The organism is Erwinia sp. Eh17-17, from assembly GCF_039675725.1.
Classification (GTDB): Bacteria; Pseudomonadota; Gammaproteobacteria; order Enterobacterales; family Enterobacteriaceae; genus Erwinia.
The window spans coordinates 769233-783453 of sequence record NZ_JBDFQT010000002.1 but is presented as its reverse complement, the minus strand read 5'-3'; the positions used below and the strand labels follow the sequence as shown (position 1 = coordinate 783453).

The following is a 14221-nucleotide window of genomic DNA, read 5'->3' as shown; positions in this document are numbered from 1 at the left end:
TAAAGCGGAGAAAACAGAGTGCGTCTTGCTGCATTTGATATGGATGGTACGCTGCTGATGCCTAATCATCAGCTGGGGCAACAGACCCTGCTCAGCCTGCGTGCGCTGCAGGCGCACCCGGTACAACTCACCTTTGCCACCGGCCGCCACTACATGGAGATGCAGCCGCTGATGCGCGATTACGATCTGCCTGCATTCCTGATTAGCGGCAACGGCACGCGCATCCACGATCCTGCCGGTCAGCTGCTGCACGCCAGCGATCTCGCCCCCGAAGTGGCGCGGCTGGTGATCCACAGCCACTGGAATACCCGCGCCAGCCTGCACGTTTTCAACGATAACGGCTGGTTCACGCAGCATGATGTTCCGGAAATTTTAGCGGCCCATCAGCTTTCAGGTTTTCGCTACCAGCTTACCGACCTGCGAACGCTGCCTGAACATCAGGTGACCAAGGCCTGTTTCATTGCGGATTATCATGAGCTGTGTGAACTGAAAATCCAGCTGCGTGAGGCGCTGGGTGACAGTGCCCATCTCTGTTTTTCTGCTGCGGACTGCCTGGAAGTCTTACCGCTGAACGCGAATAAAGGCGCCGCGCTGACACAGCTAACCGCAAGGCTGGGGATATCGATGGCAGAGTGCATGGCATTTGGAGATGCAATGAACGATCTGGAGATGCTCGACGGCGTGGGTCATGGCTTTGTTATGCGTAATGCGATGCAGGAGCTGAAAGCGCAGCTCCCGCATTTACCGGTTATTGGTGATTGTGCGACACAGGGTGTGTCTCATTTCCTTAATCACTGGCTTACCACACCACACCTGGTCTATTCCCCCGAATAATCAGTTTTGGCCAGTGTACCGGGCACAGGATGCCCGGTTTTTTTATTTAACGCGCAGTGCGGGTTTGACCGCGATGTCAGCCTGACGGCTGCGGGCGCCGCGATACAGCGTCAGTAAAATCCCCAGCAGGAACGGTAACAGCAGCAGCAAAGATTCACGGCTGATACTGCTGCCGCTCAACTCACTTTCCAGCGCCACGGCAATCAGCGGGAAGACCAGAAACACCAGCGACGCCTGGAACGGTTTCGCGACCTGCTGCAGAGCAAAGTAGGCCAGAATACCGCCCACGCCAGCCACCAGGCCAAGGTAAGCAATTGCCGCTAACGCCTGTGGAGCAAAGGTGGTGTAATCCGGCGCTTCCGTCAGCCCCACCAGCGTCAGCAGCACACCCGCTCCCAGGCAGGGCAGGGCGTTATAGCTCAGCACTGAAATCCCTGTGCAGCGTTTCTTACACTGCACGTACATGACGGCGTGGATAAGCACGGCGGCAACCAGCGCGAGGATGCCCGTTATCTGGCTCTCACCGCTGTCGCGGGTTTCGTGCCACAAAATAGTGCTGAGAGCGGCAAGGCTGATTGCCAGCCCAACTAACTGTTGCAGCGACGTTTTTTCACGAAGAAACAGCAGTGAAGCCGCCAGTACCGCGGCAGGCATGGTGGCGAAAATAATCGCCGCCAGGCTGGAGGAGGTGTAGCGTTCGCCGTAGATCATCAGCGTAAAAGGAATCGCAAAATAGAACAGCATGACGCAGAGCTGGAAGCCACGCAGACCGGCCGGAAACAGCAGCGGAGCTTTTTTATAGCGAGCCAGCAGCAGCAACAGCGGGGCGGCACAGAGAAAACGTAATCCGGTGGCGAAGATAGGGGGAACGGTGGCCACCGTAATTTTCATCGCCATCCATGTGGTGCCCCATGTCAGTGCAACAGCCGTAAATAATCCGAGGATCAGCAGGTTACGGTAATGATTTTTGTTCATCTTGGTCATCCTTGAGAGTGGCAAAACAGAGGAACAGATTAACGGAACGCCTGGGGAAAAGGTTGCTATAATGATGCTGTGTTTTCGCTGTCGAGGAGAAAATTTTGCTACCAATACCGCTGGATAAAAAAGACCGTATGCTTTTAAACCTGCTCCAGCAGGATTGTACGCTCTCTCTGCAGGCGCTGGCGGATGCCGTCAGTCTGACCACCACCCCCTGCTGGAAGCGCTTGAAACGACTGGAGGATGAAGGCTATATTCGCGGCCGGGTGGCCTTACTTGACGGTGAAAAACTGGGATTGGGTCTGACAGCCTTTGTGCTGATTAAAACTCAGCAGCACAGTCGCGAGTGGTTCCAGCAGTTTGTGCAGGTGGTTCAGGCCATGCCGGAAGTCATGGGGTTCTACCGCATGGCCGGTGAATATGACTACCTGATGCGTGTGCAGGTGGCCGATATGAAAAGCTATGATGGTTTTTACAAACAGCTGGTCAATGGTGTACCGGGTCTGATCGATGTCACTTCGAGTTTCGCTATGGAAGAGATAAAATACACCACCGCGTTGCCGGTTGTGCTTTAACCGGTCGATAATCAGGACGTTTTTGTGCGACTTTTTAGCCAACTAAGCTGGTATTTTTTGCGTGAATGGCGCCGCTATGTCGGTGCGGTTCTGCTGTTAATTGTTATTGCCCTGCTGCAACTGCTTCCGCCACACGTGGTGGGGAAAATCGTTGACGGCGTCAGCCACGACGGTATGAGCCACCGCCAGCTAATGGTCTGGGTGGGCGTGATGCTGGCGACCGCGGTGGTGGTTTACCTGCTGCGCTACGTCTGGCGCGTTCTGTTGTTTGGCGCGTCCTATCAGCTGGCCGTGGAGCTGCGTGAAAATTTTTACCGTCAGCTCAGCCGCCAGCATCCGGAATTCTACTTGCGCCACCGCACGGGTGACCTGATCGCCCGCGCCACGAATGATGTTGACCGCGTGGTGTTTGCTGCGGGCGAAGGCGTACTGACGCTGGTGGATTCTCTGGTGATGGGGATGGCGGTGCTGATTGTGATGAGTACCCAGATCAGCTGGCAGCTCACTCTGCTGGCTCTGCTACCGATGCCGGTTATGGCGCTGGTGATTAAACGCTACGGCGACCAGCTGCATCAGCGTTTCAAACTGGCACAGGCCGCTTTCTCCTCGCTGAACGATCAGACGCAGGAAAGCCTGAGCAGTATCCGCATGATCAAAGCCTTTGGTCTGGAAGATCATCAGTCCGGCCAGTTTGCCGCCATTGCCAAAGACACCGGAGAGAAAAATCTGCGCGTAGCGCGCGTTGATGCGCGCTTCGACCCGACGATCTACATTGCTATCGGTATGTCGAACCTGCTGGCTATCGGCGGCGGCAGCTGGATGGTCTGGCATGGCACGTTAACCCTGGGGCAGTTGACCAGTTTTGTCATGTACCTGGGCCTGATGATCTGGCCGATGCTGGCGCTGGCGTGGATGTTTAATATTGTCGAACGTGGCAGTGCGGCCTGGACGCGGATTCAGTCGCTGTTGGCGGAAGCGCCTGCGGTCGTTGACGGCGATCGGCCGTTACCGGAAGGGCGTGGCCAGTTACAAATTGCCGTGCAGGCGTTCAGTTACCCCGGTGCACAGCAGCCTGCACTGCGTGATCTGAACGTAACGATTCAGCCGGGTCAGATGCTCGGTCTGTGTGGCCCGACCGGTGCCGGTAAAAGCACCCTGCTGAGCCTGATACAGCGCCACTTCGATGTCAGTCAGGGGGATATTCGCTATCACGATCTCCCTCTGCCACAGCTGCGTCTTGATGGCTGGCGCAGCCGCCTGGCAGTGGTCAGCCAGACGCCGTTCCTGTTCTCCGATAGCGTGGCTAACAACATTGCGCTGGGCCGCCCAGGCGCAACGCAGAGTGAGATTGAGCAAGCTGCACAGCTTGCTTTCGTCCACGACGATATACTGCGTCTGCCGCAGGGCTATGAAACTGAGGTTGGGGAGCGGGGCGTGATGTTGTCTGGTGGTCAGAAACAGCGTATTTCGATTGCCCGCGCCCTGCTGCTGGAGGCGGAAATCCTGGTGCTGGATGATGCCCTGTCCGCGGTCGATGGCCGGACTGAGCATCAGATCCTGCATAACCTGCGCAGCTGGGGCGAGGGGCGTACGGTGATCATCAGCGCGCACCGCCTGTCAGCCCTGACTGAAGCCAGCGAAATTCTGGTATTGCAGCATGGTCAGGTGGCGCAGCGGGGTAATCATGAGCAACTGGCTGTGGCGCAAGGCTGGTATCGCGATATGTACCGCTATCAGCAGCTCGAAGCCGCGCTGGACGAAGATGACATTGAGCAGGGAGTCGTGCCACATGGCTAATGTTACCCAACTGTGGCCTACCCTCAAACGGCTGCTTTCTTACGGTGCTCCGTGGCGTAAATCCCTGAGCCTCGCGGTACTGATGCTATGGGTGGCGGCTGCCGCCGAAGTGCTGGGGCCGGTGCTGGTCAGCTATTTTATTGACAATATGGTGGCAAAGCACCACATGCCGGTGGGCCTGGTGGTCGGGCTGGTGGTCAGCTTCCTGCTGCTTCAGCTGCTGGCCGCGGGGCTGCACTACTGTCAGGCGCTGTTGTTTAACCAGGCGGCGGTGGGGGTGGTTCAGCGTTTGCGCACCGATGTGATGGATGCTGCACTGCGCCAGCCGCTGGGCGCGTTTGATACCCAGCCGGTCGGGCAGATAATCTCACGGGTCACTAATGACACGGAGGTGGTGCGCGACCTGTACGTCACCGTGGTGGCAACGGTGTTGCGCAGTGCCGCACTGGTCGGGGCGATGCTGGTGGCGATGTTCAGCCTTGACTGGCGTATGGCGCTGGTAGCCATCACGATTTTCCCGGCAGTGCTGGTGGTGATGATGATTTATCAGCGTTACAGCACGCCAATTGTACGGCGCGTACGCAGCTATCTGGCGGAAATTAACAACGGTTTCAATGAAGTCATCAACGGTATGAGCGTCATCCAGCAGTTTCGCCAGCAGGCACGTTTTGGCGAGCGAATGGGGGAGGCCAGCCGCTCCCACTATCTGGCGCGTATGCAGACGCTGCGGCTGGACGGTTTCCTGCTGCGGCCATTGCTCAGCCTGTTTTCAGCAATGATCCTTTGCGGGTTAATGATGCTGTTTGGTTTCACCTCTGTGGGCAGCATTGAGGTCGGTGTGCTGTATGCCTTTATCAACTACCTTGGACGCCTGAATGAGCCGCTGATCGAACTCACCACCCAGCAGTCGATGCTGCAACAGGCTGTGGTGGCCGGTGAACGTATTTTTGAACTGATGGATGCACCGCGTCAGCCCTACGGCGAGGATAACGAGCCGCTGCGCAGCGGCAGCATCGATATTCGTGATGTGACCTTTGCTTACCGCAGCGGTCGCCCGGTCCTGACGGACATTAATCTCTCGGTGCCGTCGCGGCATTTTGTTGCGCTGGTCGGCCACACCGGCAGCGGCAAAAGTACGCTCGCGAATCTGCTGATGGGCTACTACCTGCTGAGTCAGGGTGAAATCTTGCTGGATGGCCGACCGCTCTCGTCGCTCAGCCATGGCACCCTGCGCGGAAGCGTGGCGATGGTTCAGCAGGACCCGGTCGTGCTGGCCGATACCTTCTTTGCGAATGTCACGCTGGGGCGGGATATTAGTGAAGACGCCGTGTGGCAGGCGCTGGAAACGGTGCAGCTCGCTGCGCTGGCGCGTGAGTTACCGGACGGCATTCACACCCAGCTGGGTGAGCAGGGTAATAATCTTTCTGTCGGGCAGAAACAGCTGCTGGCGATGGCGCGTGTGCTGGTTGCGGCGCCGCAGATCCTGATCCTGGATGAAGCCACTGCCAATATCGACTCCGGTACGGAGCAGGCGATCCAGAAAGCATTGCGTGCGGTGCGCGAGCGTACCACGCTGGTAGTTATCGCTCACCGGCTGTCCACCATTACCGAAGCTGACACTATCCTGGTGCTGCACCGTGGTCAGGCCGTCGAGCGCGGTAGCCATCAGCAGCTGCTGGCAGCCAAAGGGCGCTACTGGCAGATGTACCAGCTTCAACTGGCGGGTGAAGAGCTGGCAGCAGCTGAGAACGGTTAATTCTCTGCCGCTGCGCTGCACCAAATTCAGGCGAAAAAATACCCTGTAAACCCACAAATGCACTGCCCTGACGCATGGCGCACCTTTCTGGTGCGTTTTTGCTCATCTCCTTTCCTTACCGTCCTTCCAGGTGTGATCTGCGTCTCAGCTGCGGCTCAGACCAGCACTGACTAATCGTCTGAAAAATTCATATTTTTAAACTCTGGCACAGCCTTTGCTTTAATCATTTCGTGTCGCTGAAACAACCTGATTTTTTACCTGGAGGGGATCGTATGAAGCTGGTTACCGTGGTAATCAAACCGTTCAAACTGGAAGACGTGCGTGAAGCACTGTCGTCAATCGGCATTCAGGGTCTGACCGTGACTGAAGTCAAAGGCTTCGGCCGCCAGAAAGGACATGCAGAACTGTATCGCGGTGCTGAATACAGCGTGAACTTCCTGCCAAAAGTAAAAATTGATATCGCTATTGCCGATGACCAGCTTGACGAAGTGGTCGATGTCATAAGCAAAGCAGCCTACACAGGCAAAATTGGTGACGGGAAGATCTTCGTTGCAGAATTGCAGCGTGTCATCCGTATTCGCACCGGCGAAACTGACGAAGCAGCACTGTAATTCGGGGCTCAGAATTGTGATGGGATGGGACAAAATGAAAAAACTCGCTAAGTTTGGCCTCGCCGGTGTTGCGCTTTTACCGTCGCTGGCAATGGCTGCCGCTCCTGCGGTTGCTGACAAAGCTGATAACGCCTTTATGATGATCTGCACCGCGCTGGTGCTGTTTATGACCATTCCGGGTATCGCACTGTTCTACGGCGGTCTGATCCGCGCCAAAAACGTGCTGTCGATGCTGACTCAGGTCGCTATGACTTTTGCCATCGTCTGTGTGCTGTGGATGGTTTACGGTTATTCACTGGCGTTCAGCGAAGGAAATGCCTTCTTCGGTAGCTTTAACTGGGCGATGCTGAAGAATATCACGCCGACGGCGGTGATGGGGTCTTACTATCAGTATATTCATGTGGCATTCCAGGCTTCCTTCGCCTGTATTACCGTAGGGCTGATTGTTGGTGCCATCGCAGAGCGTATTCGCTTCTCTGCATTACTGATCTTCGTGGTTATCTGGCTGACCTTTGCTTACCTGCCCATTGCCCACATGGTCTGGGCCGGTGGTTTCCTGGCGGCTGATGGCGCGCTGGACTTCGCGGGCGGTACGGTTGTTCACATCAACGCTGCGGTGGCGGGGCTGGTGGGGGCTTACATGGTGGGTAAACGTGCCGGTTTCGGTAAAGAAGCGTTTAAACCGCACAACCTGCCGATGGTCTTCACCGGTACGGCGATCCTGTACTTTGGCTGGTTTGGCTTCAACGCCGGTTCTGCCAGCGCGGCCAATGAGATTGCTGGCCTGGCGTTCCTCAATACCGTCATTGCGACGGCTGGTGCGATGCTGAGCTGGACCTTTGGTGAGTGGGCGCTGCGCGGTAAACCTTCTCTGCTGGGTGTGAGTTCCGGTGTGATTGCCGGTCTGGTTGCCATCACTCCGGCCTGTGGTTATGTCGGCGTCGGCGGGGCGTTGATTATCGGTCTGGTCGGCGGACTGGCGGGGCTGTGGGGTGTCACTATCCTGAAAAAATGGCTGCGCGTTGATGACCCTTGTGACGTATTCGGTGTCCACGGCGTGTGCGGTATCGTTGGCTGTATCCTGACCGGTGTCTTCGCTTCTTCTTCACTGGGTGGCGTGGGCTATGCGGAAGGTGTGACCATGGGTCATCAGGTCTGGGTTCAGCTGTTCAGCGTGGGTCTGACCATTGTCTGGACGGCGGTTGTTGCCTTCATCGGCTTCAAAGTGGCCGACATGATTGTCGGGCTGCGCGTACCGGAAGAGCAGGAACGCGAAGGTCTGGACGTCAACAGCCACGGCGAGAATGCTTACAACAACTAAATCTGAGCGCTAAAAAATAACGAAAAAGCGGGCCAGCAGGCCCGCTTTTTTTATGCCTGATGTTAAGCACGCTGGCGAATAACGCCCTCCTGGACTGTAGACGCCACCAGCACCCCCTGCTGGTTCCAGAACTCACCGCGTACAAATCCGCGCGCGCTGGACGCCGACGTGCTCTCTACGCTGTACAGCAGCCATTCGTTAAGGTCAAAAGGGCGGTGGAACCACATTGAGTGGTCAATGGTGGCCACCTGCATTCCAGGTTCCAGAAAACCTTTACCGTGTGGCTGTAATGACACCGGCAGGAAGTTAAAGTCAGAGGCATAGCCCAGCAGATACTGATGGATGCGCTTATCCTCCGGCATGGTGCCATTGGCGCGCAACCAGGTATAGCGGGCCGGTTCACTGATATGCCCTTTTAACGGATTGTGGAACTCAACCGGACGGATCTCGAAGGGTTTTTCCGCCAGGAATTTATCCCGCGCCTTCTCAGGAATATAGTGCGCCAGCTGGCGGGCGATTTCAGTTTCTGAGGGCAGGCTATCCGGGCCGGGAGCGTCAGGCATGATTTTTTGATGTTCAAAACCTGATTCAGGACCCTGAAAAGAGGCGGTCATATAGAAAATAGGTTTACCGTTTTGCACCGCTTTCACGCGGCGGGCGCTGAAACTCTGGCCGTCCCGCAGGTTTTCGACATCGTAAATAATCGCTTTCTCACTGTCACCCGGGCGCAGAAAGTAGCTGTGGAAAGAGTGAATAATACGTTCCTGCGGCACCGTCTGTTTGGCAGCATACAGCGCCTGACCTACCACCTGCCCCCCAAAAACCTGACGCAGGCCCAGATCTTCACTCTGCCCGCGGAACAGACCTTCTTCCAGGGTTTCCAAATCCAGCAGGTTTAACAAATTTTGCAGCGCCTGGCCCATATGCAGTTCCTCAGTAATTTTTCCGTTACCAGTTTGCGAGATCCGACCAGTTAGCGTCAACGTCTCTTTATGCGATATGAGGGGGGAGGGAGATAATTCTGATTATCGTTGAGTCCAGGCAAAATCAGTAACTTGTGCCAGAATTAAAGCTACGCTGGCAGTTTAAGACTGCTTTTTTACGGCGAAGTGTCTGTCGTAAGCATTGATCGAAAGGAGAAACTATCAATGAAATTCTGGCATGTATTAAGTGGTGCGGCTCTGGCTGTGGCTATTTCAGGCTGTGCTGATAAAAGCAAAGATGTGCCTACCCCGACCCTTGGCTCGCAGGTGACGGGACAACAGGCAGTGATCAAACAGCCTAACGTCAGCGGTACGGTCTGGATCCGTCAGAAGGTCGCACTGCCGCCTGATTCGGTCCTGACAGTGACACTGTCCGATGCGTCGCTGGCGGATGCCCCGTCTAAAGTTCTGGCTCAGCGGGTTGTTCGCACCGAGGGCAAGCAGGCACCGTTCCAGTTCACCCTGCCGTTTAACCCGTCAGATATTCAGCCTAATGCGCGCATCCTGCTGAGTGCAGCGGTGGTGGTCGATGGCAAGATGGTGTTTATTACCGATACGGTTAAACAGGTGGTCACTACAGGCGGTACGCGTCAGGACCTGACGCTGGTGCCGGTTCCGTCAGTGGCAATGCCAACCCAGAGTGGGGCAGCCACCACCGTGCCGTCCACGTCACCTACGCAGGTAACGCCTTCAGCAGCCGTTCCGGCACCGACTTCGCTGTAATCAACATCGGGGCGGCATACCGCCCCACATCACCACTGCCAGCGATATTTCTTCAGGTCAATTCGCCCTTCACGCGATACCGCAATCCCTTCCTGCTGAAGTGCCGTGCGCTGTCGGGTGAGATCGTCCCCCACCAGAGAAATTTCACCTTTGCGATTTATCACACGATGCCAGGGTAGCTTGCTGCCGGCGGGCAGGCGTTTCAGCACGCCTCCGACCTGACGGGCTGCACGCGGTGAACCTGCCAGTTGAGCAATTTCACCGTAGGTGGTAACGCAGCCATAAGGAATGGCGGCGACAATCTGATAAATGCGTTGCTGAAAACTGTCATTTTCGGAATTCATGGGCGTCCGTAGCGGGGGAATAAGCGGCAGATCGTGCAAGAAACCAACGGTCATCAGGGGGCGGCTTGCAATTGGCGAGGGCATCATTGATAATGCCTGCGCTCTGGTTACCCAGGGCAATCAATGGGGGCCCGGTTGGTTCTCCCGCAATGCTAATTTGTGAACTCGGTCAGATCCGGAAGGAAGCAGCCGTAACAGATGACGCGTGTGCCGGGATGTAGCTGGCAGGGCCCCCACCCAATTCTGCCCTGTCCCGCTTTCCTGCCTCACTCTGTATACGCCAACATTCAATCTTTAACGTACAAACTTCCACACTGCGACGGGCACTTTGTCATACAGTTTATTCATTGTCAGTTCAGCCAGACGATGATCGGCAGCTGAATAGAATACCGCAAGTTCATCATCAGATAATTCGTATTTGTTTTTTTCGATAACGCGTTCAAGCGTGTCGATTGAACGACAACGCCTGAGGCGCATCAGATAATCAGTTTTTGTTAAAAGTTTGTCTGTCATTATTAAACCGTAATTGATTAATGGGTTGCTAAAAGGAATGGCTGGCCTGTATGCGACCGGTTGCACATTCTTCTGCAAAAATGTTGAACAGTCGCCTGGCTGATTTTTGCCAGCGCTGCAGGTCCTGAACATTAATGCCGTAATTACTGAACAACATGAAGGTGTCATCAAGGTATTCATCAATCTGGCTTATCAGATCGCTATCCTCAATGTGCTTAATTTTGTAATTCATAGTGAAGGCAGCAATATGCTCAATCAGGTCATTAAGCTGTAGATTGACAGCAGAGGTAGGATCGTTAACCCAGCCATGATGACTGTCACCCAGTGTTGCCAGGCTTTCATCGTACAGGCTTTCACATAAGAATTTAAGCTGGGCAATATCATGCCTTCTCGGTGAGTATTCGTCCATCTTTTTCCCCTCCTAAGCTTGCGAAACATGCCAGATGACCGCACTTTTAAACAGGTATGCCAGGAAGTGATAAATACATGTCAACTTTAAACATCTATACAAAATATAACGTAAGTTAATTAAACCCGGAGCTAAAACGCAATATTACAATTCATCTGACATTGCATGGCGATCGTTATCAATAAAATCAAACACCAGAGCATCCTGAGTGACGTTAAAATTCACCGACTGTGTCGTTGTTTCATACGCATCAATATCCAGGCAGGCGTTGAAGACGTTCCAGCGAAAACTATAGTTAAGTTTATAACGCGATTGCTGCAAATGTTCCAGGGAAATAATTTTGATGCTGTCGGGAACAATGTGTGCATTTTGTGAATACCATTCCAGAGAACCCACAAGGTCATCTGCTATTTTGGGAATTATCTGTCTTATGTGTTCGGTTAATTCTAGTGGATTAGGGTCAGTTTGACGATATTTTAACGGTACTGTTCTGCGCATTTTTTCCCCACAGAGTTAATTTTTACTAATCAGGGGCGTTTTTTTTAACGGCTAATTACACCATCTGATAAATGAAGTGTAGTCTATCATGATGATTTTTTTGTTAATTATTTTTACGCCAAATGCTTTTTTTGTGACAAGTGCTATAGCTTGTTGAGTTTTGTTTATATAAAAGCCCTCTGTCAGATGGCAAGACACTGTAATACTTAGATACAGTTTTACTTTACCTTCCCCGCCTCGTTTTAAGCTACTTTATTGTTATGTTATAACATATGAAGTCGCGAGTTTATGAACAGACCCCCTCTCTTTTTACGCGCAGGCACGCTCCTTTGCTGCCCGGCGTGGTTCCGTATGGTACTGACAGCCCTTCTTGTGAGCCTGCTGGTATTACTGACCTGGTGGGCGGCTCTCTGATGATCGTCCTGAATCAACTTGTCGTCGGCTATCAGCATCGTGCCGTCACGCCACCGCTGTCAGGGGAATTCGCCCGTGGCAGCATGACGGCGCTGGTGGGAGCCAACGGATGTGGTAAATCCACGCTGCTGAAGACGCTGTGCGGCATGTTACCCGCGATCAGCGGCTCGGCCCATTTTTCTCTGCCGCGTCCGTCTCTGGCCTGGCTACCGCAACATTCTGAGATTGAAAAAAATTTTCCTCTCACGGTATTTGACCTGGTTGCCATGGGGTTCTGGCGTCGCTGTGGATGGTTAAGGGGAATTTCGCGATCGCAGCGTCAGCAGGTTATGTCGGCCCTGGAGCGCGTTAATATGCTGCCGTTTGTCACTGCGGCGCCGGGCACGCTGTCCGGTGGGCAACTACAGCGCGTGTTATTTGCCCGTCTGCTGGTACAGGAGGCGGAGCTGCTGTTGCTGGATGAACCTTTCAGCGGCGTCGACAGCGATACCATTGAGTTGTTGCTACAGCTGCTCGCAGAGCGCCATCAGGCAGGTTGCACACTGATCGTGGTACTGCACGATATGGCCACGGTAGCGCAGCATTTTCCTCAGGTCCTTCGCCTGAAGGAGCAGCACAGTGAATGGTCATGTCGTGACTGTGGTGTTACCGGTCTGAGTTTTGGTCGTAGCGGAGGTGTCGGGGCATGATGCTGATACAACCTTTTATCGAATTTGGTTTTATGCGTCGTGCGCTGGTGGCCTGCATTGCGCTATCGCTCAGTGCAACGCCGCTGGGTGTTTTCCTTCTGCTGCGCCGTATGAGCCTGGTGGGAGATGCACTGTCGCATGCTGTACTTCCTGGCGCGGCGATTGGCTATTTGCTCTCCGGACTGTCACTGGTGGCGATGGGGGTTGGCGGGGCGATTGCCGGACTGACGGTGGCACTTCTGTCAGGGGCGGTCAGCCGTTACACCCCGCTGCGTGAAGATGCCAGTTTTGCCGGTTTCTATCTCGGTTCGCTGGCGCTGGGCGTTACGCTGGTATCGCTGCGCGGCTCCAGCGTTGACCTGCTGCACGTATTATTTGGCTCACTGCTGGCGGTTGATGTGCCTTCTATTGTTCTGGTCAGTTCCATCAGCGGGGCCTCGCTGCTGATTTTTTCCCTGATCTACCGGCCGCTGGTGATTGATGCTTTCGATCCCACTTTTCTACGTGCGCAAAATCGCTGGGCCTCTCCTCTGGTACACGGCATTTTTCTCGTGCTGGTGGTGGTTAATCTGGTCGCAGGATTTCAGGTCCTTGGCACGCTGATGAGCGTCGGGCTGATGATGCTGCCGGCAGCCAGTGCGCGCTTCTGGAGCCGTCATCTGTCCGGCACGCTGGCAGCGGCGATGATCCTCGCCACTGTGGCCAGCTTTGCCGGGCTGTACGGTTCATTTTATCTCTCACTGCCTGCCGGGCCGGCAGTGGTGCTCAGCGCCGCTATTTTGTTTTTTATTTCTATTTTAATCGGACCTTGCGGCGGCCTTTTCGCCGGGCGCAAAAAATTGTCTATGGTGAAGGAGTCAGTATGAAGAAGTTACCTGTAGCACTCGCGTTGTCGGCACTGATGGCGGCGCCGCTGGCGATGGCAAAAACAGTAGAGGCAGTCGCCAGTTTTACCGTGCTGGCTGACATAGTAAAAAATGTCGGAGGCGAACACGTCGCAGTCAAAAGCCTGGTCGGGCCAAACGGCGATCCGCATAGTTTTGAACCGACGCCCAAAGACAGCCAGGCGCTGGCTCATGCGGATGTTGTCTTTGTCAGCGGGCTGGGTATGGAAGGGTGGATGGATCGCCTGATCGGCGCGTCAGGCTATAAAGGGCAGACGGTTGTCGCTTCTACGGGTATCAACACCCGCAAAATGGAAGAAGACGGAAAGACGATTACGGATCCACACGCGTGGAACAGCATGCAGAATGGGGTGGTCTACGCCACCAATGTGATGAATGCGCTGATCGCTGCCGACCCGCAAGATGCGGACTACTTCCGTCAGCACGGTAAAGCTTACATTGAACAACTGAAGCAGCTGGACAGCTGGGCACAGAAAGAATTCAGCGTTATTCCACAGGAAAAACGTAAGGTACTGACCAGTCATGATGCATTTGGCTATTTCGGCCAGCGTTACGGGGTGGAGTTCCTTGCACCGGTTGGTTTCTCAACCGAATCTGAAGCCAGCGCCTCTGACGTTGCCGGGCTGATCACCCAGCTGAAGCAGGAAAAAATCCACGCGTACTTTATTGAGAATCAGACTGACCCGCGACTGGTGAAACAGATTGCCTCTTCCAGTGGGGCGACCTCCGGCGGGGAACTCTATCCGGAAGCGTTAACGGCAAAGGGTGGGGCTGCCGACAGCTATATCGCCGCGTTTAAACATAACGTAAATGCGATAGTCAGCAGTATGAAGTAACTGATTCTGAGCTCTCAGACAGCCCCCTCCATGAG

Annotated in this window: 16 protein-coding genes and 1 other RNA gene; 11 read left to right on the top strand and 6 right to left on the bottom strand. The window is 54.6% G+C overall.

The features are described from left to right. Nucleotides 1–18: 18 nt before the first annotated feature. Nucleotides 19–834, top strand: coding sequence for an HMP-PP phosphatase (gene cof, locus ABEH87_RS09120; protein ID WP_346575869.1), 816 nt, complete (start codon nucleotides 19–21; stop codon nucleotides 832–834). 42 nt (nucleotides 835–876) lie between these two features. On the opposite strand, the gene ABEH87_RS09115 is transcribed toward cof, so the two are convergent. Beyond that, nucleotides 877–1818, bottom strand: a complete 942-nt coding sequence (locus ABEH87_RS09115; RefSeq protein ID WP_346575867.1) for a DMT family transporter — start codon at nucleotides 1816–1818, stop codon at nucleotides 877–879. A 95-nt stretch (nucleotides 1819–1913) separates the two neighbouring features. On the opposite strand from ABEH87_RS09115, the gene ABEH87_RS09110 reads away from it, so the two are divergent. The 5 genes from ABEH87_RS09110 (at nucleotide 1914) to amtB (ending at nucleotide 7872) form a co-directional block, all read left to right on the top strand. After that, on the top strand, nucleotides 1914–2387 hold the full coding sequence (locus ABEH87_RS09110; RefSeq protein WP_346575865.1) for an Lrp/AsnC family transcriptional regulator: 474 nt from the start codon (nucleotides 1914–1916) through the stop codon (nucleotides 2385–2387). A gap of 24 nt (nucleotides 2388–2411) precedes the next feature. Continuing rightward, nucleotides 2412–4184, top strand: a complete 1773-nt coding sequence (locus tag ABEH87_RS09105; protein ID WP_346575862.1) for a SmdA family multidrug ABC transporter permease/ATP-binding protein — start codon at nucleotides 2412–2414, stop codon at nucleotides 4182–4184. Further along, nucleotides 4177–5940 carry a SmdB family multidrug efflux ABC transporter permease/ATP-binding protein gene (locus ABEH87_RS09100; RefSeq protein ID WP_346575860.1) on the top strand — a complete coding sequence of 588 codons (1764 nt, stop codon included), beginning with the start codon at nucleotides 4177–4179 and terminating at the stop codon, nucleotides 5938–5940. The genes ABEH87_RS09105 and ABEH87_RS09100 overlap by 8 nt, the downstream gene beginning before the upstream one ends. Before the next feature lie 272 nt (nucleotides 5941–6212). Continuing rightward, nucleotides 6213–6551, top strand: a complete 339-nt coding sequence (glnK, locus tag ABEH87_RS09095) for a P-II family nitrogen regulator (RefSeq protein ID WP_007886947.1) — start codon at nucleotides 6213–6215, stop codon at nucleotides 6549–6551. A 34-nt stretch (nucleotides 6552–6585) separates the two neighbouring features. Beyond that, nucleotides 6586–7872: an ammonium transporter AmtB gene (gene amtB, locus ABEH87_RS09090; protein WP_346575858.1), complete on the top strand. Its 1287-nt coding sequence runs from the start codon at nucleotides 6586–6588 to the stop codon at nucleotides 7870–7872. Between the two features lie 62 nt (nucleotides 7873–7934). On the opposite strand, the gene tesB is transcribed toward amtB, so the two are convergent. After that, the gene (tesB, locus tag ABEH87_RS09085; protein WP_346575856.1) at nucleotides 7935–8795 is read right to left on the bottom strand and encodes an acyl-CoA thioesterase II; all 861 of its coding nucleotides are present in this window, start codon (nucleotides 8793–8795) and stop codon (nucleotides 7935–7937) included. Between the two features lie 225 nt (nucleotides 8796–9020). On the opposite strand from tesB, the gene ABEH87_RS09080 reads away from it, so the two are divergent. Further along, nucleotides 9021–9578 carry a YbaY family lipoprotein gene (locus tag ABEH87_RS09080; protein WP_346575854.1) on the top strand — a complete coding sequence of 186 codons (558 nt, stop codon included), beginning with the start codon at nucleotides 9021–9023 and terminating at the stop codon, nucleotides 9576–9578. 29 nt (nucleotides 9579–9607) lie between these two features. Here the strand turns inward: ABEH87_RS09080 and ABEH87_RS09075 are convergent, their stop codons facing one another. Continuing rightward, nucleotides 9608–9922 carry an MGMT family protein gene (locus ABEH87_RS09075; RefSeq protein WP_346575852.1) on the bottom strand — a complete coding sequence of 105 codons (315 nt, stop codon included), beginning with the start codon at nucleotides 9920–9922 and terminating at the stop codon, nucleotides 9608–9610. 133 nt (nucleotides 9923–10055) lie between these two features. Here ABEH87_RS09075 and ffs point away from each other — a divergent pair. Beyond that, nucleotides 10056–10152, top strand: an RNA gene (gene ffs / locus ABEH87_RS09070) — signal recognition particle sRNA small type. A 64-nt stretch (nucleotides 10153–10216) separates the two neighbouring features. Here the strand turns inward: ffs and ABEH87_RS09065 are convergent. From ABEH87_RS09065 to ABEH87_RS09055, 3 genes are all read right to left on the bottom strand, one after another. Then, a complete protein-coding gene (locus tag ABEH87_RS09065) occupies nucleotides 10217–10435 on the bottom strand; it encodes an HHA domain-containing protein (protein WP_004156337.1) in 219 nt (72 codons plus the stop codon). 28 nt (nucleotides 10436–10463) lie between these two features. Beyond that, entirely contained in the window at nucleotides 10464–10844 is a 381-nt protein-coding gene (gene tomB, locus ABEH87_RS09060) for an Hha toxicity modulator TomB (RefSeq protein ID WP_346575851.1), read from the bottom strand. 144 nt (nucleotides 10845–10988) lie between these two features. Continuing rightward, nucleotides 10989–11342: a hypothetical protein gene (locus tag ABEH87_RS09055; RefSeq protein ID WP_346575849.1), complete on the bottom strand. Its 354-nt coding sequence runs from the start codon at nucleotides 11340–11342 to the stop codon at nucleotides 10989–10991. Between the two features lie 413 nt (nucleotides 11343–11755). Here ABEH87_RS09055 and ABEH87_RS09050 point away from each other — a divergent pair, with 413 nt between their 5' ends. The 3 genes from ABEH87_RS09050 to ABEH87_RS09040 are packed head-to-tail and all read left to right on the top strand — an operon-like array spanning nucleotide 11756 to nucleotide 14186. Further along, nucleotides 11756–12445 carry an ABC transporter ATP-binding protein gene (locus ABEH87_RS09050; RefSeq protein ID WP_346575848.1) on the top strand — a complete coding sequence of 230 codons (690 nt, stop codon included), beginning with the start codon at nucleotides 11756–11758 and terminating at the stop codon, nucleotides 12443–12445. Further along, entirely contained in the window at nucleotides 12442–13311 is an 870-nt protein-coding gene (locus ABEH87_RS09045) for a metal ABC transporter permease (protein WP_346575846.1), read from the top strand. Before ABEH87_RS09050 ends, ABEH87_RS09045 begins: the two co-directional genes overlap by 4 nt. Next, the gene (locus tag ABEH87_RS09040; protein WP_346575844.1) at nucleotides 13308–14186 is read left to right on the top strand and encodes a metal ABC transporter substrate-binding protein; all 879 of its coding nucleotides are present in this window, start codon (nucleotides 13308–13310) and stop codon (nucleotides 14184–14186) included. Before ABEH87_RS09045 ends, ABEH87_RS09040 begins: the two co-directional genes overlap by 4 nt. The last annotated feature ends 35 nt before the right edge of the window (nucleotides 14187–14221 follow it).